The organism is Photobacterium minamisatsumaniensis, from assembly GCF_050336695.1.
Classification (GTDB): domain Bacteria; phylum Pseudomonadota; class Gammaproteobacteria; order Enterobacterales; family Vibrionaceae; genus Photobacterium; species Photobacterium minamisatsumaniensis.
In genome coordinates this window covers 64418-85481 of record NZ_JAKJSI010000014.1, presented here as the reverse complement: position 1 = coordinate 85481, position 21064 = coordinate 64418, and the positions used below count along the sequence as shown (strand labels likewise).

Annotated in this window: 20 protein-coding genes; 3 read left to right on the top strand and 17 right to left on the bottom strand. The window is 47.5% G+C overall.

Annotated features, from left to right (window positions below; translation table 11 throughout):
- Positions 1–60: 60 nt before the first annotated feature.
- The 5 genes from dinF to L4D78_RS06480 all read right to left on the bottom strand — a co-directional run bounded on the left by dinF (position 61) and on the right by L4D78_RS06480 (position 4708).
- Positions 61–1410, bottom strand: a complete 1350-nt coding sequence (gene dinF / locus L4D78_RS06500; protein WP_428466159.1) for an MATE family efflux transporter DinF — start codon at positions 1408–1410, stop codon at positions 61–63.
- 128 nt (positions 1411–1538) lie between these two features.
- Entirely contained in the window at positions 1539–2471 is a 933-nt protein-coding gene (gene cyoE / locus L4D78_RS06495; RefSeq protein WP_428466158.1) for a heme o synthase, read from the bottom strand.
- 3 nt (positions 2472–2474) lie between these two features.
- On the bottom strand, positions 2475–3515 hold the full coding sequence (locus tag L4D78_RS06490) for a COX15/CtaA family protein (RefSeq protein WP_428466157.1): 1041 nt from the start codon (positions 3513–3515) through the stop codon (positions 2475–2477).
- Between the two features lie 12 nt (positions 3516–3527).
- Positions 3528–4076 carry a cytochrome oxidase gene (locus L4D78_RS06485; protein WP_428466156.1) on the bottom strand — a complete coding sequence of 183 codons (549 nt, stop codon included), beginning with the start codon at positions 4074–4076 and terminating at the stop codon, positions 3528–3530.
- Complete coding sequence (locus L4D78_RS06480) at positions 4073–4708, bottom strand: SURF1 family protein (protein ID WP_428466155.1); 636 nt, start codon at positions 4706–4708, stop codon at positions 4073–4075. The genes L4D78_RS06485 and L4D78_RS06480 overlap by 4 nt, the downstream gene beginning before the upstream one ends.
- A gap of 71 nt (positions 4709–4779) precedes the next feature.
- On the opposite strand from L4D78_RS06480, the gene L4D78_RS06475 reads away from it, so the two are divergent.
- Complete coding sequence (locus L4D78_RS06475) at positions 4780–4986, top strand: DUF2909 family protein (protein ID WP_428466154.1); 207 nt, start codon at positions 4780–4782, stop codon at positions 4984–4986.
- A 46-nt stretch (positions 4987–5032) separates the two neighbouring features.
- Here L4D78_RS06475 and L4D78_RS06470 read toward each other — a convergent pair whose 3' ends face one another.
- The 6 genes from L4D78_RS06470 to lexA all read right to left on the bottom strand — a co-directional run bounded on the left by L4D78_RS06470 (position 5033) and on the right by lexA (position 11017).
- The gene (locus L4D78_RS06470) at positions 5033–5935 is read right to left on the bottom strand and encodes a cytochrome c oxidase subunit 3 (protein WP_428466153.1); all 903 of its coding nucleotides are present in this window, start codon (positions 5933–5935) and stop codon (positions 5033–5035) included.
- 9 nt (positions 5936–5944) lie between these two features.
- A complete protein-coding gene (locus tag L4D78_RS06465) occupies positions 5945–6502 on the bottom strand; it encodes a cytochrome c oxidase assembly protein (RefSeq protein ID WP_428466152.1) in 558 nt (185 codons plus the stop codon).
- A gap of 11 nt (positions 6503–6513) precedes the next feature.
- Positions 6514–8121 carry a cytochrome c oxidase subunit I gene (gene ctaD / locus L4D78_RS06460; RefSeq protein ID WP_428456561.1) on the bottom strand — a complete coding sequence of 536 codons (1608 nt, stop codon included), beginning with the start codon at positions 8119–8121 and terminating at the stop codon, positions 6514–6516.
- A 12-nt stretch (positions 8122–8133) separates the two neighbouring features.
- Positions 8134–9279, bottom strand: coding sequence for a cytochrome c oxidase subunit II (gene coxB, locus L4D78_RS06455; protein WP_428466266.1), 1146 nt, complete (start codon positions 9277–9279; stop codon positions 8134–8136).
- Between the two features lie 205 nt (positions 9280–9484).
- On the bottom strand, positions 9485–10282 hold the full coding sequence (locus L4D78_RS06450) for a class I SAM-dependent methyltransferase (protein ID WP_428466151.1): 798 nt from the start codon (positions 10280–10282) through the stop codon (positions 9485–9487).
- 114 nt (positions 10283–10396) lie between these two features.
- On the bottom strand, positions 10397–11017 hold the full coding sequence (lexA, locus tag L4D78_RS06445; RefSeq protein ID WP_428466150.1) for a transcriptional repressor LexA: 621 nt from the start codon (positions 11015–11017) through the stop codon (positions 10397–10399).
- A gap of 279 nt (positions 11018–11296) precedes the next feature.
- On the opposite strand from lexA, the gene plsB reads away from it, so the two are divergent.
- Positions 11297–13747 carry a glycerol-3-phosphate 1-O-acyltransferase PlsB gene (plsB, locus tag L4D78_RS06440; protein ID WP_428466149.1) on the top strand — a complete coding sequence of 817 codons (2451 nt, stop codon included), beginning with the start codon at positions 11297–11299 and terminating at the stop codon, positions 13745–13747.
- 168 nt (positions 13748–13915) lie between these two features.
- On the opposite strand, the gene ubiA is transcribed toward plsB, so the two are convergent.
- The gene (gene ubiA / locus L4D78_RS06435; RefSeq protein ID WP_428466265.1) at positions 13916–14767 is read right to left on the bottom strand and encodes a 4-hydroxybenzoate octaprenyltransferase; all 852 of its coding nucleotides are present in this window, start codon (positions 14765–14767) and stop codon (positions 13916–13918) included.
- Complete coding sequence (locus tag L4D78_RS06430; protein WP_428466148.1) at positions 14764–15309, bottom strand: chorismate lyase; 546 nt, start codon at positions 15307–15309, stop codon at positions 14764–14766. Before L4D78_RS06430 ends, ubiA begins: the two co-directional genes overlap by 4 nt.
- A 169-nt stretch (positions 15310–15478) precedes the next feature.
- Here L4D78_RS06430 and L4D78_RS06425 point away from each other — a divergent pair, with 169 nt between their 5' ends.
- Positions 15479–15889 carry a flagellar basal body-associated protein FliL gene (locus L4D78_RS06425; protein WP_428466147.1) on the top strand — a complete coding sequence of 137 codons (411 nt, stop codon included), beginning with the start codon at positions 15479–15481 and terminating at the stop codon, positions 15887–15889.
- 93 nt (positions 15890–15982) lie between these two features.
- Here L4D78_RS06425 and glpD read toward each other — a convergent pair whose 3' ends face one another.
- The 4 genes from glpD to glpG all read right to left on the bottom strand — a co-directional run bounded on the left by glpD (position 15983) and on the right by glpG (position 21053).
- Positions 15983–17497: a glycerol-3-phosphate dehydrogenase gene (gene glpD, locus L4D78_RS06420; RefSeq protein WP_428466146.1), complete on the bottom strand. Its 1515-nt coding sequence runs from the start codon at positions 17495–17497 to the stop codon at positions 15983–15985.
- A gap of 196 nt (positions 17498–17693) precedes the next feature.
- Complete coding sequence (locus L4D78_RS06415; RefSeq protein WP_428456555.1) at positions 17694–18455, bottom strand: DeoR/GlpR family transcriptional regulator; 762 nt, start codon at positions 18453–18455, stop codon at positions 17694–17696.
- Positions 18456–18571: 116 nt separating this feature from the next.
- The gene (gene glpT, locus L4D78_RS06410) at positions 18572–19942 is read right to left on the bottom strand and encodes a glycerol-3-phosphate transporter (protein ID WP_428466145.1); all 1371 of its coding nucleotides are present in this window, start codon (positions 19940–19942) and stop codon (positions 18572–18574) included.
- Positions 19943–20207: 265 nt separating this feature from the next.
- Positions 20208–21053 carry a rhomboid family intramembrane serine protease GlpG gene (gene glpG, locus L4D78_RS06405; RefSeq protein ID WP_428466144.1) on the bottom strand — a complete coding sequence of 282 codons (846 nt, stop codon included), beginning with the start codon at positions 21051–21053 and terminating at the stop codon, positions 20208–20210.
- Positions 21054–21064 lie beyond the last annotated feature (11 nt).

Here is a 21064-nt window from a genome sequence, read left to right as displayed (position 1 = left end):
AATTGCAATGGGTAGTTTTTTTTACCACAAAAATGGCATAACTTAGATGAAAAAACCTAACTATTTGTTTACACAGGCAGGTTCCAGGAAAATATTTTTTTGCCACTGATACGCAAAAATAGCCGCTAGCCCAATCCCCCTTACCGCCATAAATCCCAGCATCGCCCCCCACAGGGCATGGTTACCAAAATCAGCTAACCACCACCAAATGACAAAGAAACTGCAGGTGGCAAAAAACATGCTGTTACGCATTTCGCGGCCTCGGGTGGCACCAATAAAGATCCCATCAAGAAGAAAACACCACATCGATACCAGAGGTACAGCAGCCAGCCACGGTAAATAAATGGCTGCCTCTTGCTGCACCGCGGGAATATCTGAGATCAATCCAATAATCTCATGCCCAAACACGGTAAAGGCGAATGTAATGAACAGGGAAATCATCAAACTCCAAAACGTTGTGCCGATCATGGTTCGGCCTAGTTCTTCACGGTTACGCGCCCCAATCGCTTTGCCCACCATGGCTTCCATTGCATAAGCAAACCCATCCATCGCATACGATACCAACATCAAAAAGCTCATCAGTACCGCGTTGGCGGCAACCACATTGTCGCCTAAGGTTGCACCTTGGAATGTCATAAAGGTGAAGGCCAGCTGTAAACACAAACTGCGTAAAAAAATGTCGCGGTTAAGCTTCAGTAACCGCCCGGCTCCCTGCCATACCGAGCTTAATTTCGTTTTTACCGCCGGGAGAGATTGGGCAAGCCATTGACGAGAAACAAACCATAAACCAAGTAGCAGACCGCTATACTCTGCAATTACAGAAGCGGCGGCAGCCCCTTGCACTTTCCAACCCAAGCCAATCACAAACAAGATATCCAGTGCAATGTTGACCACGTTGGTGATTATTAACAGCCACATAGGTAACTTGGCATTTTGCGTGCCGAGCAGCCATCCCATAATGACAAAATTCGCCAAAGCTGCTGGCGCTCCCCAAATACGAATAGAGAAATACTGCTCGGCGTAGGTTTTCACCTCTTCGCTCGCACTACTGAACTGGAAGATCAACTGTGAAACAGGCTGATGGAAGACAATCAAAATAAGCGCCAACAACCATGCCAAAGCGATGCCCTGAATAAAGACCGTAGCTTGGGCATCTTTATTTGAAGCCCCATACGCCTGCGCACTTAACCCTGTGGTCGCCATGCGTAAAAAGCCTAGCAGCCAAAATGTCACATTGATCATGGTGCCGCCTACCGCGACACCACCGAGGTACCAAGCATAATCGAGATGGCCAATCACCGCCGCATCAACTAGGCCGAGTAATGGTACGGTTATGTTTGATAGCACCATCGGCAACGCCAGTGCAAACACCTGACGATGTAAAGAAATATCCCGTAATGCTTTAAACACAACCACCTCGACTCACGCTATATACAAACCGCGATTATCTGATTATTGCCCGAAAATAGAAAGCCCCCGCAACGATTGATCCGTTACGGGGGCGAAAAAAGGCGTGAAACACAGTAGGGATTACAGTGCTACTCAAGCAAGTTTATAAGCCAGTGGTCAGCTAGCAGCACCACGAATAGCGCCAGCAAATGCCATATTGAATACTTAAATGTTGCCCATGCATGTCCGGGTTGGTCGGCAAATTTCAACTTAAGAGCGTAGCCGATAAAGCCAAGGTTAATCACGCTGCTACCCACGAGGTACAGCAAACCATTCATCCCTGTCAGCCACGGCAATAAACCAACCACGGCCAGAATCACGGTATAGAGTAGCACCATGGTTTTGGTAAATTCAATGCCATGCGTGACAGGAAGCATTGGAATACCGGCCTTGGCGTAATCATCTTTTCGGTGAATCGCTAACGCCCAAAAATGCGGAGGAGTCCACGTAAACACTAACATAACCAACAGCAACGCATGGGGATCTAGCTGTCCAGTGACGGCAGTCCAACCCAGTAACGGGGGAGCTGCCCCAGCCAAGCCGCCAATAACTATATTTTGCGGTGTCGCATGCTTTAACCACACCGTGTAGATCAGCGCATAGCCAATCAGACTGGCAAAAGTGAGCCAAGCAGTTAAGGCATTAAGCTGCCACAGCATGACAAACCCCATCACCATCAGTGCCGTAGCAAAGATCACCGCTTTATAGGTTTCTACTCGCCCTTTCGCTAACGGGCGATGATACGTTCGGGCCATTTTTGCATCAAAGCGTCGGTCTAAAATATGGTTGAAAGCCGCCGCTGCTGCCGATTGAAAACCTATCCCTAACAACCCCAACACGACTGCCTTTAAAGGAGGGATCCCCGGTACCGCTAAACACATCCCCACCAAAGCGGTGAGCAGTAACATCGCAACCACTTTCGGCTTGGTCATCGTTAGGTAATCTTGCCAGACTGGCACCCACCCCCGCGTTGTAACTCGTGGTTTAATACTGCCTTTAGCAGCCAATTGTCCTTTTTCCATGGTTTAGCTCTCCCTTGCCTCTGAGCCAGCAGTCGATCGGTGCCAGCCTAGCCTTGTTACCCGTAAACAATAGATACGATAGTTAACAGCAACCATCATCAACAACAGCACAACCCCAACCACGTTATGTCCAACCGCAACAAACAGCGGCAAGCTGGCTAACACATTGGTGATCCCTAAACAGACTTGAACACTTAGTATTCCGACTGTCATCACGGCAGCAGCACGCAACTGCGCCTGTCGCCACAACCGCCATACCAAGATCAATAACAACACACTGGTTATCATCGCCCCAATCCGATGCACGGCATGGATTGAAACACGCTGTTGAAAGTTAAGCACCCCATATTGATAACTATCATGTTTCGGCTGGATGAGATGAAAAGCACTGGCATCAAATTGCTGGAGCCAGTCGACCTCACAAATAGGGAGCTGGGTGCATACCAATGCCGCGTAATTGGCTGCGGTCCAGCCACCGAGTGCAATCTGGCATCCCACCGCAAACAAACAAAGCGCAGCAAAAAATTGAAGTCCTTTCGTGGGGTGTTTAGTTTGAATAAGTGGCCTTGGCTTTTTCTCTAATCGCAGCACCAATAGCAACAACAAACAAGCGGTGGTGAAGCCCCCCAGCAGGTGCCCCATCACAACCACGGGCATCAGTACCAACGTAACCGTCCACATACCCAGTAATGCTTGAAAGATCACCGTGACCAAAAGTAAGGCGGGTAAAAAACGAGGACGCCCAGGCTTACGCCATGCCACGATATTAATCAGTAAGATCAGCAGACCTAGCGTGCCAGCAATGTAGCGATGCAGCATTTCATTCCATGCTTTTTCAGCTTCAACGGGCAAATCGGGAAATAACGCTGACGCCTTGTCCAGCTGCTCCGCCGTTTGCGGGACCGCAGCAAAACCATAGCAACCCGGCCAATCGGGACACCCCAAACCCGCTTCAGTCAAGCGAGTATAAGCGCCCAGTGCAATCACACATAGTGCGAGGGCAAGGGTGAATTTGACCAAGGACTGAAAACCTAACCATTTCATATCCAGCCCTCCTTAGCCGATTTTAGAAATTTTTAGCAACCGCTTGAGATCCCGCAGCAAGTCTTTACCTTGCGCAAGAATTTCCACTTTCCCCTTAACTAAAGGGTATGCCATCATCACATTACCAAGCGGATCAGCGATATAGATGGCCTTCGCACCGTACTCAAGGGTTTTGAGTTGAGTAACCACGTGCTCAGGGACTTGTCGCTGTTCAACCCCTTCAACTTGCTGGCGGATTATATCCGGTTGTGTCGACAAGCTATCTGCTGAGACCAATAACAGGCTACTGACTCTTGATTGTTCGGCACCTACAGCTTGTGGAATTTGGCGTAGGTTAAACAACGCGCCAGAACACTGTTCATCACATTGTTCTGGCAGCAGGTAAATTAATTGCCATTGCTCATTTTCACCAAGCCATTCAGAGGTCAACGGGCTTGCCAGCAACTCACCACGGTTAGTCACGCCCCCTTGATACCAGTTAAGATCAAGAACCAACTTCGCCAGAATGACAGGCAGTGCAAACGCGCCTAGCAGTAATAACAACGTTCCATGTTTCTTCATACCTTGCTCCTTTTTAACCACCACAATGCCGAACCAGAGACAGCAATCGCCAGCAAAAACCATTGCAAGGCATAGGCGTAATGTTTCTGTGGCCCCATCACGACGGGTTGCCATGTTTGTTGTAATGCGACAGGACTGTCAGGTTCAATTTGCAATATCCACGGCTTTAGCGGCAGTGCCATTTTTTCCCCTAGTACCGCCAAATCTAGGTTTTGTACTCGTACAGGCCACTGCGTACCCCATTGTTCCGGCGCCAATTCCAGTAGGTTGGAAGGGGGAGCAATAATACCGGTTACCTTCAACTCACCATGATGCTCAGGTAACGTAGGGATTTGGTCACGATAGGTAGGAGCGGCTATCCAGCCAAGGTTAACCAATACCCAGCCATTATCAGCCGCAAAGGGATACAAAACATGATAACCGGGTCGACCTCGGTATAGCTGGTTATCCAGTAGTACCGCTTTGCTATGGTCGAATTCACCAAGTAACGTCAGGCTGTACCAGCGAGGGTCGCGGGGTAAACTCGCAAGGCTGTAATAGACCTGCTCACTGCGGAATTTAAGTGCATGACTCAGACTTTCTTTTTCCTGAGCTCGTGACATTTGCCACAAGCCAAGCTTGACCAATGTCACGAGTACCGCCAAAGTAAAAAGTATGAAACCGATCCTTCGCATAACCACCTATCAATTTCTGGAGGCTGTCCATGTTGCTAAAAGCCCTAATCGTCTGCTTATTGGTATTCATCATCTTTAATTTATTCAGGGCACTGCCGATGATGCTAACAGGTAAACAAACCCAGCCGATGTCGCGCTTTCTCGGCCGTCGTATCCTTTTCTCAGTCCTACTGTTTGTGCTTTTACTATTGGCATTGGCGGGCGGTTACATTACCCCGAATCCCCGCCCTTACTGATTTGGCGACTAAATAAATCAACCACTCAGGTTTAATTTACCTTCCATCAAAGGATGTAGACAAAGATAAACAAGCCCAACCAAACCACATCGACAAAATGCCAATACCACGCGCCAGCTTGAAACGCGAAGTGTTTCTCTGGGGTGAAATGCCCACGCAAAACCCGCAGCCACACAATAAACAGAATCAACGTTCCTAATGAAACGTGTATCCCGTGAAACCCAGTTAGTAAGAAGAAGGTATTCCCATATACCCCTGAATCTAACGTTAGCCCCATATCTTGATAAGCGTGAATATATTCCACCCCCTGCAGATACACGAACAAGCAGCCGAGCAGAACGGTCAGTAACAAAAATAACTTTAAGCGTGGACGATTATTTTGCTCTAGCGCCGTATGCGCGAAATGAACAGTGACCGAAGATGTGATAAGAATCAAGGTGTTATATAGTGGAAGCCCAATCGGACCCATTGCCTGAGTGACGCCACCATCTGGGGTGGTGACCAATGGCCATTGGGCAATGAACTCGGGCCACAGTACAGCGTGGGTCATTTCATTATTACCAGCACCACCGAGCCAAGGCACAGCAATCATTCGGGCATAGAACAGCGCCCCAAAAAAGGCAGCAAAAAACATCACTTCAGAGAAAATAAACCAGCTCATCCCTTGACGAAACGACCGATCCATCTGGTGGCTATACAGTCCCCCCATCGACTCGGTGATCACATCTCGAAACCAGCCAATCAGCATCAGTAATAACAAACCAGCGCCGGTTAATAACAACCACGGCCCTTGCCCATTAAACAAATTACCAACGGTTGCTCCCGCCCCCATGGCAATCAGAAATAGTGCGATAGCCCCCACAATTGGCCATGCACTGGCCTCGGGAACATAGTAGTGCTCATGTGGAGTTTTCATTGATTCATCGTGTTCAGAATATGGATTCGCCATTATTCAACCTCATTGTGTTTTCGCCGTCACAACCGGCTTGGCGTTGTATAAGGTATAAGCCAATGTCAGGGTATTAATGTCCTCTGGCAGCTCTGGGTCGACATAAAAGACCAGTGGTAAGCTGGCTGTCTCTCCTCCCGCCAAGGGCTGATGATTAAAACAAAAGCATTCAATTTTATTGAAGTATTTAGCCCCTAAACCGGGGCTAACAGAAGGCACGGCCTGACCAATCGTTTCGATTGCCGTCAGGTTGCGCGCTTGGTAATTAATGGTGTGGGTTTGGCCGGGATTAACGACCACCGATTTGATTTCAGGCTCAAATGTCCACTGCATGCCGGGGTTGATATAAGCCACGAATTCAACGGTAACTTCTCGGCTTTTATCAACGCGATCGCTACTTTCAACCGCTATATTTGCTGTTTTCCCGTTAATGCCCGTAATGTCACAAAACACGTCATACAGTGGAACCAGTGCAAACGCAAAGCCAAACATCAGCACTGACATCAACACCAGCGACCATAATGACCGCTGTTTTTTCTTTTCCTCAGAGCTCGATTCAGATGCCATAACAACGCCTCCTAATCAATTTTAGGCGGGGTTGAAAACGTATGGTGTGGCGCCGGAGATGGTACCGTCCACTCCAGTCCTTCAGCGCCATCCCACGGTTTCGCCGCAGCTTTCTCACCCCCTCTCGCACATTTAATAACCACCGCCAGAAAGATAAACTGCGATAGACCAAACATGAAACCGCCAATACTCACCACCGCATTGATATCAGCAAATTGCAGTGCATAGTCAGGGATCCGACGGGGCATACCCGCTAACCCAAGGAAGTGCATCGGGAAAAAGAGGATGTTGACTGAAATAATTGAGCACCAGAAATGCCACTTCGCCAGTTTTTCATCGAACATATAGCCTGTCCATTTGGGTAGCCAATAATAGGCCGCCGCCATGATCGAGAATATAGCCCCCGACACCAGCACATAGTGGAAGTGTGCCACCACAAAGTACGTATCATGGTATTGGAAATCGGCAGGCGTGATGGCTAACATCAGTCCTGAAAAACCGCCGATGGTAAACAATACAATAAAGGCGATGGCAAACAGCATGGGCACTTCAAACGTTAACGATCCACGCCACATCGTCGCTACCCAGTTGAACACCTTCACCCCAGTCGGCACTGAAATAAGCATGGTGCAATACATGAAGAACAGCTCAGCGGCCACTGGCATTCCGGTGGTGAACATATGGTGTGCCCAAACCAAAAAGCTCAAGCCAGCAATTGACGCTGTGGCATACACCATTGAGCTATAGCCGAAGAGTTTCTTGCGTGAAAAGGCAGGGATAATCGCTGAAACAATACCGAAACTCGGCAATATCATGATATAGACTTCAGGGTGACCAAAGAACCAGAAAATGTGTTGAAACATCACCGGATCGCCCCCACCAGCGGCATCAAAGAAACTGGTGCCAAAGTACTTGTCGGTCAGCACCATAGTTACTGCCCCTGCCAGCACGGGCATAACCGCGATAAGTAAAAAGGCGGTAATGAGCCACGTCCAAACAAATAAAGGCATCTTCATGTAGGTCATGCCCGGCGCACGCAGGTTCACAATCGTGACAATGACATTGATCGCCCCCATGATGGAGCTTATTCCCATTATGTGGATAGCAAAAACGAACAAGCCTGTACTTTCAGGGCTGTACGTCGTTGATAGTGGCGCATAAAACGTCCAACCAAAGTTTGGACCGCCCCCCTCCATAAATAGCGAAGCCAACAACATGCTGAAAGCAAAAGGTAAAATCCAGAAGCTCCAGTTATTCATTCGTGGCAGCGCCATATCTGGCGCACCAATCATCATGGGGATCATCCAGTTTGCCAAACCGGTAAATGCAGGCATAACCGCGCCAAAGACCATGATCAGGCCATGAACGGTGGTCATTTGGTTAAAAAAGTTAGGTTCAACTAATTGTAATCCAGGCTGAAATAGCTCAGCTCGGATCACCATCGCCATCGCCCCACCAATCAAAAACATGGCAAAGCTAAACATTAAGTACAGTGAGCCGATGTCTTTGTGGTTGGTGGTAAACAACCAGCGTTTTAAGCCTGTTTGGTGGTGATCGTGATGCTCATGCTCGGTCTGGGTTTCCTCGACCTCGGTTTGCTCACGTAACATATCCGTCATTGTTACTCTCCCCTAAAAGTCTTCACCGTCCATAACAGCTTGCACTTCCGCAGCTTGGATCGTTTCACCCGTATTATTTCCCCACGCATTACGCTCATACGTGATCACTGCCGCCAACTCCTTCAAACTAAGCTGAGGCCCAAAGGCCTGCATGGCCGTTCCTTGTCGACCATGGACGACCACACTGACATGCTCTAGCTTCGCCGCAGGATCAATCGAAATACCTTCTCCTGCCAATCCGGGAAAAGCGCCCGGTATGCCCTGACCATTGGCCTGATGACACATCGCACAACGGGTGTTATAGACTTTTTCACCCAGATCCATCAGCTCTTCCATCGACATCTGCATCGACAGTAAGCGTTGCTCTTCTTCTCGCGCTTCATGCTGAGCCACTTTGGTTGTTTGCAACCAATCATCGTAGTCGCTCTGAGATTTCGCGATAACGACAATCGGCATAAAGCCATGATCTTTACCGCACAATTCAGCACACTGCCCACGATAAATCCCCGGCTTATCAATACGGGTCCAGGCTTCGTTAATAAAACCTGGATTAGCATCCTTCTTCACTGCAAAATCGGGGACCCACCAAGAGTGAATAACATCTTGCGATGTGATCAGAAAACGGACTTTCTTACCAATAGGCAGCACTAACGGACGGTCAACCTCTAGTAGGTAGTTACTACGTTTTTCACGTTGGTTGGTGATTTGTGCTGAAGAGGTAGCGAGGTGTGAATAAAATTGGACATCTTCGTCGAAATAACTGTAATGCCACTTCCATTGTGAACCAGTCACTTGTACCGTCATATCCGCCTTTGAGGTATCTTCCATCGCCAGCAGCGTTTGCGTGGCAGGCACTGCCATCACAATCAGGATGACAAACGGGATCACCGTCCAGAGAATTTCAACTTTGGTACTTTCATGAAATGAAGCGGCTACCGCTCCTTTGGATTTACGGTGATGAATAATGGCCCAAAACATCACCCCAAACACCACCAAACCAATCACTACACAAATGTAGAAAATGGTCATATGGAGTTCAAACACACGCTGACTGACCTCAGTTACCCCCTGAGTCATATTCAGCGGCATAGATTGAGTTTCGGCGTACAACGGCACCGCAAATAAAGCGCCCAAAACGCAGATCAATTGGCGAATCATCATCACCCGGATCCCTCCTGTCCTTTCCTGTTTTTAAGCACCTCCAGATCTAGGAGGCGAAAAATCGCACAGCTTTATTAACACTCTGTTTACAATTAACTTAGGACAGGTTTGACGTAATACCAATTAATTAGTAGGAAAAAAACATGATTCAAGTCATGAAAGAACCTAACATGCCAGTGATAGATATGGAGGGTAAGTAACTCTATAGATGAATGTGCATAAGTGTGGGTAATAAACGGTATTTCAAGCTAGGAATTTTCGCGATCCAACGCTGCCAAGGCTGCCAGCGAGAACACGGATTATCTAATGGGTTGTAACGGCTGACCGACTTCGCCCACGGCAACCAGTCAAGCAGCTGTCGTTGTGGGTCTACGTAACCATGTAAATAATCACCAGCTCCCATTTTTTTAGCCAATGCCGTGTGGCCCAAGCTTCCAGCCAACACCACACACACTTCAGCTTGGCCGTAATGACAACCAACGGTCTGCAGAAAACGGGATACCGCAGCATGATCACAGTGTAGTAATGCTTGGTCGCATAAGATCAGCACTGGCGTCGCTGCAGTATTAGGTAACTCATTTAGCCAAGCCAGATCGGTAATAGAACCCGTCACCATTCGATAACGCTCACTGCGATGGAATAATCGCTGCCGCCAAAGTAGGTTCTCGGTGATATCAATGTCGAACCATCGGCATAAACCATTATCAATTCGGTAGAAACGGGTATCTAAACCGGCACCGATATTAATGATGCGGCCATTTGGATGACGTCGAAGGAAATGCTTAACTTGGCGATCACACAGTCTGGCCAAACTCGCATGCAGTAATTGCTGTTCCGAAAGATAGCCAGAAAGGCAGTCAGGCTTAAGGCTGCACTGACGGCATGCAACAGCCGCGACAGGATCGTAGATCAAACGATCATCATCCAAGCTCTCGCGGCTACGGAGCCAGAGGGGTTGGAGCAGATCGGATGGGATATCGTAGCGTGTGGGATCTGTCATCATCATCTCCTAGCAAGTCAAGAAGATGATAATGACTATCATTAACAAATGCAAAGTATGGACATAACATTCTTACGTCCAAGTACACATTCAGCATAAAATGCTGCGTGGTAATTACATCCAGTCGGTATTGCGGATCACCCCAACAGCAATGCCTTCAATACTCAAATGCTGAGCATTTAGATCAACCACTATCGGTGAAAAATCGTCGTTTTCAGCATGCAGTAACACTTGAGAACCATTTTTCTCTAGTCGCTTCACCGTCACGTCATCATCGACACGGGCAACAACAACCTGTCCGTTATGGACATCCTGAGTCTTATGCACAGCAAGCAGATCGCCATCCATAATACCAATGTCTTTCATGCTCATACCATTTACACGAAGCAGGAAATCGGCACGAGGCTTGAATAAAGCGGGGTCAACCTCGTAATGGGTCTCTACGTGCTCTTGAGCCAAAATGGGCTCACCTGCTGCAACTTGGCCAATCAATGGCAAGCCAGACTCATTAGCTTCATCGTTATTAACCAATAAACGGATCCCACGAGAGGCCCCAGGGATAATTTCGATGACTTCTTTACGGGCCAAAGCCTTGAGGTGCTCCTCAGCGGCGTTGGCAGACCGGAAACCTAATTCACGGGCTATTTCAGCACGTGTTGGCGGCATTCCAGCATCTTCAATTTTTGCTTTGATTAAATCAAAGACTTCTTGTTGGCGCGGCGTTAACGGCTTCATATCCTACCCTGTCTTTTTATACAGTCCACTGTGAGTATATCCAGTGTTAAGTCGCTTGAAAAGGCCATTGTTTAGGAAAACAGCAATTTTAGCCGGAATGCAGGCAAAGCCAGCAAACTCAAAAGACAAAATCGGTTACTATTTGACGCCAAACATAAAATAGCTAAAAACGATCTTGAAAATGATATTTCCCCGTCAAGATGTGCTATTTCGCTGCTTATAGCCCCTCTTTTTCTGCTATCCTTGCCTCGCATTAAGAATTCGAGGCTAATAATAAATATGTCAAGTTGGCAGAAAATCTATCAAAAAATACTGGATTTGCCGCTTTCTCTGCTGGTTAAAACCCATTCAATCCCTGCAGATCCGGTTACCGACCTAGAGCTTGATTTAGAACGACCGATTGTTTATATCCTGCCGTTCCGCTCCAATACCGATCTGATGACCTTGCGCAGTAGCACCCTAAAGTTAGGCTTACCAGATCCTTTGTCTCCCCTTGAGATAGGCGGTCAGTTTTACACTCGCTATGTCTTTATTTCAGACGGCCCAAGTGTCTTTGGCTCTAATAGTGAATTACCGCAGGCATCCATCGAGCTGTTTACCGCCCTACTGGAGCAACATAAACAAGACAGCGAACTTGATATCCAAGTTGTGCCAGCCTCTATCTTATGGGGCCGAAAACCGGGCAAAGAAGATAATCACCGCCCGATCCTACGACCGCTGAATGGCCCTGAGAAACTCTTTACCATCTTGGGCCACGGCCGCGATTGTATGGTGCGTTTAAGCCCATCCGTTTCACTACGCTATATGGCAGACCATCACGGTACTGATGACTCAATTGCCAACAAACTAGCACGTGTTGCACGCATTCACTTTTCACGTCAACAACTTGCCGCATCAGGGCCAAAACTGCCTGATCGCCAAGCCCTGTTCAAACGCTTATTGGCATCTAAAGCCATCGAAAAGGTCGTTGCAGAAGAAGCGGCGAACAGAGATGTGCCGATAGAGAAAGTACGTAAAGAAGCCATCGATATGATGGAAGAAATTGCGACAAATTTCTCATATCCACTGATCAAGCATGGTGAGCGCTTCCTTGGCTGGTTATGGAATAAGCTCTATCAGGGGCTAAACATTAATAATGCCCAGCGGGTGCGTAGACTGGCCCAGGATGGTCATGAAATTGTTTATGTACCGTGCCATCGCAGCCATATGGACTACCTACTGCTTTCTTATGTCTTGTATCGCGAAGGGTTAGTGCCGCCACATATTGCTGCTGGTATCAACTTGAACTTCTTCCCCGCAGGGCCAATTTTCCGCCGCGGCGGTGCGTTCTTTATCCGCCGTAGTTTCAAAGGCAACCGCCTGTATTCGACGGTTTTCCGTGAATACCTGGCCGAACTGTTTGCTAAGGGTTACTCGGTAGAGTACTTCAGCGAAGGTGGCCGTTCTCGTACCGGGCGACTATTGCCTGCCAAGACTGGCATGCTATCAATGACCATTCAGGCGATGTTGCGAGGCCTTAATCGCCCCGTGACATTAGTACCGGTTTATATCGGCTACGAGCATGTTATGGAAGTCGCCACGTATGCCAAAGAGCTGCAAGGCAAACGAAAAGAAAAAGAAAATCTTGGCCAAATTGTCCGTATGTTGCGTAAGCTACGTAACCTTGGTCAAGGCTACGTTAACTTTGGTGAGCCTATCCCACTCAACCACTACCTTAACGAGCACGTTCCAGAGTGGCATAAAGACATCAACCCTATCGAGCCTCAGCGCCCACAATGGTTAAACCCTGTGGTGAACGATTTAGCCGTGAAAATGATGACTCACATTAATGATGCGGCGGCGACCAATGCCCTCACCTTGTGTGGTTTGGCACTGCTATCATCGCGCCAACGTGCGTTAAGCCGAGAAGAGCTAGAACAACAAATTGACTGTTACCTACAGCTGATGCGCCATGTGCCGTACTCTGATCAATTCACCGTGCCAGATGAAGACGCCAAAACGATGGTTGAACATGCTATCGAGATGGATAAGTTTGTCGTTGATCGTGACAGCCTTGGCGAAATGGTGTCACTAAATCGCCAGCAAGCGATTCTGATGACCTATTATCGCAACAACATTATTCACTTATTTGCGTTGCCATCACTGATCGCCAATATTGTGATCCAGCATCAACGATTGCCTGCGCGCGCGATTGTCGAGCAAGTAACACTGCTCTACCCGTTCCTAAAAGCAGAGCTATTCCTGCGCTTTGATGAAAGTGAACTTGACGCGGTCATTGAGTCACAAATCGAAGAGCTGGTTCGTCAACGCTTGGTGTTACGTGACGGTGATGACATCGCGCTTAACAACGCGCGTATCGGCCCATTGCACTTGCTGGGACGTACGATCACCGAAACCCTGCAACGTTATGCAATTGCACTGACACTGCTACGTTCTGAGCCGCAGCTAATGAAAAGTGACTTAGAGCAGCAAAGCCAGATGATGGCGCAACGACTAAGCCGATTGCACGGCATTAATGCACCGGAATTCTTTGATAAAGGCGTATTCTCCACGTTAGTAAAAACATTGCGCAGCGAAGGCTACCTCAACGAAGATTGCCACGCGGTGTCACAACCTGTGGAGCACCTTGCCGATTTACTCGCGGCCTTGGTTTCACCGGAAGTTAAGCTGACAATTCAGGCAGTCATGAACCGTGAAGAGCGTATAGAAGAGCATGATACCAATGCTTAACGCTGGCTTTTCCGTAACATAAAGAGACGAACGGGCTGCCTTGCAGCCCGTTTTTTTCATGTTAAACGGTGGACGTTTTTTGCCACGGGTTTCTCGGTACGATATGAAAAAGACATCACTCATAAAAAAAGCGCCCGTAGGCGCTTTTTTTAATGTGGATGATAAATCTTACCAACACACACTAATTGCAATCCCGATACACACCAGCATACCGACATAGTTATTGTTGAGGAACGCTTTAAAACATGGCTCACGCTCACGACCACGGATCAGCATTTGTTGATAAACAAACAATGATGAAGCCAATAACAATAACCAGAAATATATCTGGGGTAAGGCAAGTAGTGCGCCAATAATAATCAACAACACGACGGTTCCCAACTGAAGAAAACCGACAATCATCTTATCGAAACGACCAAATAAAATTGCAGTCGATTTGATCCCGACATTCAAGTCATCATCACGATCAACCATTGCATATAACGTGTCGTAGGCAATCGTCCATAAAATATTCGCAGCAAACAACAACCAAGCGACCAAAGGCAGCTCACCCGCTTGAGCGGCATATGCCATCGGGATAGACCAACCAAACGCCATGCCCAGCACCAACTGAGGCAAATGGGTATAACGCTTCATGAACGGATACGCTGCGGCCAGCACTAACCCTACGACAGAGAGCATGATCGTCAAGGTGTTCATGGTTAACACTAGCAAGAAAGACACTAGTACTAACAAGCCAAACAGTGCCAGAGCCTCACGTTCAGAGACCTTACCAGAAGGCATTGGTCGCTTCGCCGTGCGTTTAACATGACCATCAAAATTTCGGTCGGCAAAATCATTGATGACACAACCTGCCGCTCGCATGAAAATCACACCAAGTACAAATACCACCAGCACATGCGGATCAGGAATGCCATCAGCGGCTAAAAATAACGCCCACAATGTCGGCCACAGTAACAATAAACTCCCGATCGGGCGATCAAAGCGGGCTAACTGCCAAAATGCTTTCGCTTTGGTCATTTCCAATGTTGAGTCTCCTTATACATAGGTGCATCCTGCAAAAATAATTCGGCCACCAGCATGGGTTTATCATTGATCCATAAACGAGAGCGACGCGCCCACAGCGGATCTGGACCAGTGCTGACATTCGCAACCACCAAAGCATCTCGGCGAGCGGTGCGATCAGTAAAAATACGAAAGCCCAACGGCATTTCACCGAGCTGAGCTAAATCTTGTTCTTGCCCTGTTAATGTTGTTACAGGGATCAAAGTACGAGCAAACACCCAAGGTTGCCCGTCACCCAACAGCACAACTTTACGGAGCAAACAGGCACTATCACCAATTAATGCTCGCTCATCGGGTTGAAGCTGTTCTGGTTCTATTTTTACCTGTTCAATCAATGACACTGTAAATTGAGTACAATGTCGCTCAAAACGACGGGATAACGAATCAAGTTCAAGCAACCAATGCCCAAACTCAGTCCCTTCTATAGCTGCTTCGTGCGGTGCTTGCCATTGGGCACCATCCAGCAAGGGCTTGTACAACTGCTTGAATTTCGACATTTTTCCAATAAAAACTCGACCAATAACAGATCAAATGCTTGGTAGAATCCAGTTAATTTATTACCATGAAGAAACACTATTGTAGCAAGCTGTAACGTGTACGAATATCGTTACGATCGAAAGATGGCAATTCATCACCAGAAAAACATGTAACCCAATGAGTGTACTAATGAAATCAATTCTCTCTAGCATCATGATACTGTTTGCAGCATTTACGACCTCTTTACCTGTTTGGGCAGAAACCAGCGCCCCTTCAGCACAGTACACTTACTACACCCTTGCCCCAGATATCACCACCAATTACACCACGCAAGGTAAAACGCTGGGGTACTTGCGTCTACAAGTTGATTTAATGGTTGCCGATCCCCAGTTGGTTAAATATGTTGATCACCATGCCCCATTAATCCGTGATGCCATAATCAGTATCATAAGTCAGCAATCGGAAGCCCGTGTTAAGTCACTGGCAGGACGAGAAGAAATTCGTCAGGCATGCTTGGCGAAAGTCAATGAATTGCTGATCACCGAAACTAACCAGAAAATTGTTACCGAGCTGCTATTTACCAAGTACCTTTACCAATAAGACTCGCAGCGACTTAGCAATAGAACCCGTCTCTTAAAAACAACAAAGGCGCTTAAAGCGCCTTTGTTGTTTTTTACTTGGTATCACACACCATTAAGCTGCTGGTTGCCGAGCCGCACGTTGGGATTCAATATATTCAGCCACTGCCAGCTTTTGCTGTTCATTGAGATACAGTCCGACCTTGCTACGGCGCCATAGGGCATCTTCGGCATCACACACAAACTCATGCTCAATCAAGTAATCAAGCTCACGCGCATAAAACCCTTCGCCAAAATGCAGACCCATATCCGACTCCTGCTTCACCCCAACCAAGAGTGGTTCAGTTCGGCTGCCATAGTTTGTGACCAAGCGTGTTGCCGTCAGCGATGTCATCCATGGGTAGGTACGTGTGAGCATTTTGATCCGCCATTTGGCATCAAATCCAGCTTCACCACCGGGCAAAAAGCTATCAGCAGTCCAAGGCTGCTTCATCGCCGGGAAGAAAGGATTTAACTTACTCATAGCGCTTTCCGCTAGCTTACGATAAGTCGTTAGTTTGCCACCAAAAATCGACAATAATGGCGCTTCATTGCCTTGCTGTTCAAGATCCAGCGTGTAGTCGCGGGTAATGGCTTGCGGAGAGTCTGACTCATCATCGCATAGTGGGCGTACCCCGCTGTAAGTCCAAACAACATCTTCACGCGCTAGCTTACTCGTGAAATGGTGATTATAAACATCAAGCAGATAGCCGATTTCAGTTTCATCAATCGCGACCTCTCGTGGATCGCCCTGATACTCGACATCCGTGGTGCCGATAATAGAAAAGCGATCGAGGTACGGAATAACAAAGACAATACGGTTATCTTCATTTTGCAAAATATACGCCTGCTCCTGCTCATGCACACGAGGAACAACAATGTGCGAACCTTTAATCAAGCGGATATTGCGTGGCGAAGGGGTGTCTAAGCTTTGATCATAAAATTCTTTAACCCAAGGGCCCGCGGCATTTACCAGAGCGCGGCTACGTCGCTCAAGGACTTCTCCCGTGAGCATATCTCGCAGCGTTACCAGCCAAAGATCACCTTGGCGCACCGCCTTTTCAACCTTACAGCGATTACGTACTTCACCACCACGCTCTGCCACTTCCATCGCATTTAGCACGACTAAACGGGCGTCATCCACCCAACAGTCTGAATATTCAAATCCCTTGGTGATTTCTGGCACCAACACAGAATCAGAACCAAATTTTAAGCTACGACTTGCAGGTAATGTCGTGCGCTTGCCGAGGTTATCATAAAGGAATAACCCCGCGCGGATCATCCATGCCGGACGTAAGTGAGGGCGATGTGGTAAACGAAAGCGCATTGGTCGGGCAATATGAGGTATTTTACGTAATAGCACCTCACGTTCAGCCAATGCTTCCCCAACTAAGCGAAATTCATAATGTTCAAGGTAGCGTAATCCACCATGGATTAACTTTGAGCTGGCCGAAGAGGTTGCTGAGGCAAAGTCTTTCGCTTCATATAGACCAACATTTAGACCGCGACCCGCAGCATCAGCAGCAATGCCCGCTCCATTGATCCCGCCACCCACAACAATAATGTCTAGAATATCACTTGCCACAGCCATGCATTCACCCCAACCGAAAGTATAAAAGTTCCAAAACGCGCATAAATGCTCGATAACGAACATAATAGGCGATTGATTGATTAAGATCATCATTTATATTTTCGTTTTTTCACATATTCATGACCGTGATAACATTTTGGCAAAAAAAAAGGCAGCCTAAGGCCGCCTGTTTAGCTGTTCATTATTAACGTTAAAACTAAAGAATAATTTCCGTATGGATATCATGTTCAGCCAAACGCTTTGCCAATTGCTCTGGTGGCTGTGCGTTGGTAAACAGCATATCAACCTGGCTAATATCACCAAGGTTCACCATCGCATTACGGCCAAATTTAGTATGGTCAGCCCCCAACATAACGCAACGGCTATTTTCAATAATCGCCTGCTTTACCCGTACTTCATGATAATCAAAGTCAAGCAGCGAGCCATCAAGATCGATACCGCTGATCCCCAAAATACCGAAATCCAAACGGAACTGGGAAATAAAATCTAACGTCGCCTCACCCACAATACCGCCGTCGCGATTGCGTACTTCACCGCCGGCAAGGATCACGCGAAAATCATCTTTTCCCGTTAAGATACTCGCAACGTTAAGGTTATTCGTCACAATGCGTAAGTCACTATGCTCTAGTAACGCACGGGCGACAGCTTCAGGTGTTGTACCGATATCGATAAACAATGTTGCACCGTCAGGGATATGTTGCACCATTGCTTGGGCAATGTTGTCTTTTTCCGTCAGCTGCATCACTTTACGTGTGCTATACGATGTATTCACCGAGCTGGACGGGATCGTTGCCCCACCATGATGACGGCGAATTTTGTTATCAGCAGCCAACTCATTAAGGTCGCGGCGAATAGTTTGTGGGCTCACATTAAAACGCTCAACGAGATCGTCAGTGCTGACATACCCTTGCGTTTTAACGAGGTCAATAATTTCCTGATGGCGTTTGCTCTGCTTCACTGCTGGTGCGGCTCCTATTTCATCCAAAACCCTGGCATAAAAACAAGGCTCCGCAATTGCGAAGCCTTAGCATATTACCTAGTGCCACCTAAAGATGCCAACGATGGCGTCTTCAATTATCCATTTTGTTGTGCTTGCTCACTAAGGCGCTCGCGATGCACTTTATTTTCACCTATCAAGGCTAAAACAAGGAAGAAAATAGATAAGCCACATGATGCAGTAATCACCATAAAACCACCATCCCAACCAAAATGGTCAACGGTGTAACCCAAGATGGCGTTTGCCGCAACGGCGCCGCCAAGGTAACCAAATAAGCCCGTTAAACCCGCCGCGGTACCTGCCGCTTTTTTCGGTGCTAACTCCAGAGCATACAAACCAATCAGCATAACTGGGCCATAAATCAAGAAGCCGATAGCCACTAATGCCATCATATCAACCGTTGGATTACCTGCCGGATTGAACCAATAAACCAAAACAGCCACCGTAACCAGTACCATGAACAAGATACCAGCAGGTGCCCGACGGCCTTTGAAGAATTTATCTGACATCCAACCACACAATAGCGTGCCCGGAATACCCGCCCACTCATATAAGAAATAAGCCCATGATGATTTATCAACCGAGAAGTCTTTCACTTCACTGAGGTAAACTGGCGCCCAGTCCAAAACGCCATAGCGGATCAGGTAAACAAAGGCATTGGCAATGGCAATAAACCATAGCAGCTTGTTGTTAAACACATACTTGAAGAAGATTTCCTTCGCGGTCATCTCTTGCTCATGCGATGCATCGTAACTATCCGGATAGTCATTTTTATGCTCTTCAATCGCAGGAAGACCGCAAGATTGGGGAGTATCGCGCATGACTAGCAGGGTAAAGGCAGCAACCAACAAAGCAAAAAATGCCGGTACATAAAAAGCGGATCGCCAGTCATCATTAAACGCCCACAGGCCCAGTAAGAACATCGGCCCAATTAAGCCACCGCCCACGTTATGGGCAACATTCCACACCGAAACTACCTCGCCCCGCTCTTTGCGTGACCACCAATGCACCATGGTTCGGCCGCAAGCAGGCCAACCCATGCCTTGGAACCAACCATTAAGGAACAATAGAATAAACATGGCCGCGATGCTGCCCGTTGCCCACGGCATAAAACCGAAGCACAGCATAATCAACGCTGACATCGTTAAACCCGCGGCGAGAAAGTAGCGCGGGTTAGAACGATCCGAAACACTCCCCATCAAGAATTTAGATAAGCCATAAGCAATCGAAACCGCTGCCAGTGCCACGCCAAGATCACCCCGGCTGTAGCCATATTCCTCAATCAGGTATGGCATTGCCAAGCTAAAGTTTTTACGAACAAGGTAATACCCGGCATAACCAAAGAAAATACCAATAAAGAGCTGCCAACGAAGACGTTTGTAAGTAGAGTCCACCTGCCCATCGGGTAGACGCTCCCGATGCATAGCTGGTGTAAAAATACCAAACATATGATGTTCCTTTTTTATATTGTTTATACGTTATTTTGTTCAAACGAGCGCAAGGTGAGCGAAAATAACCAATATTGCGCAGTGAACGCAAATTATTGCTCTAAAAAAGGTAATTAAATGTGAATAGAATCAAATATGCAGAGATATTCACTAGGATAAAGGACGGTTTTACAGCTTTTTATCTAAATACTTGATCAGTGACGACATATAAACAAAAAAGGTGAACGCAGAGTCTGCGTTCACCTTCCATGAATCGGAATAAGTCTTACGATGAAGGGCGGGCCTTAACGTTAAACAAGGCTAAACCGCAGCCACTGAGTAGTCCAAACAGGTGTGCCATGTTCGCAATCGCCATAAAGGGTTGAACAAAGCCAATCACGAGCCAAGCCAACATGAAAGCGACATAAGGGCGAGGTAGTGACAACCCTTGTTGCGGGTTTAACCAGCCCATCCACCAAATGTAACCCATTAAGGCATATACAACCCCAGATAAGCCACCAAAGTAAATGCTTGAGGCCGGCTCACTCAACCAGAATTGAGCAAAGCCAGAAACCAGCGCGGAGATCAAAAACACCTGCACCAATTTAGCAACGCCACTGTGTTGCTCTAACTGACCACCCAAAATCCACCACCATAGGCAGTTAAACACAATATGCATGGTGGAAAAGTGGATCAATGCATGGGAGAAAAAGCGCCAAAGTTGCCACTGATCACCATTCATTGCCGGAAAATGCATCAGGGAAAAGATTGACTCTCGCATTCCCAATAGCCATAACACATAGATAATTATCGATACGGCCATTACCATCAGGGTAAATGGCCCCGCCTGTGATTTCACTAATTTCAGGAGGTTTGGGTTATTGTAATAAAATTGAGCAGTACGGCTTTCTGCAACCTCCCACGAGGCGGCTTGATACTTAGTTGCACTAGGGTCAGCTAAAAACAAGTGAAGTTCGGCCTCGGCCTCAACGAAGTTCTCACTATTTTCGAGCCAAATTGCAAAGCGCCCTTCAGGTTCTGGCGCAAGGCTCAAAGCGATCCCCCTTGAGGCCATATAATCAATAAAAGCCTGTGCCTGACGCGGGTTACTTAATCCGGCTAAGCGCTGCATTCCACTCTCCA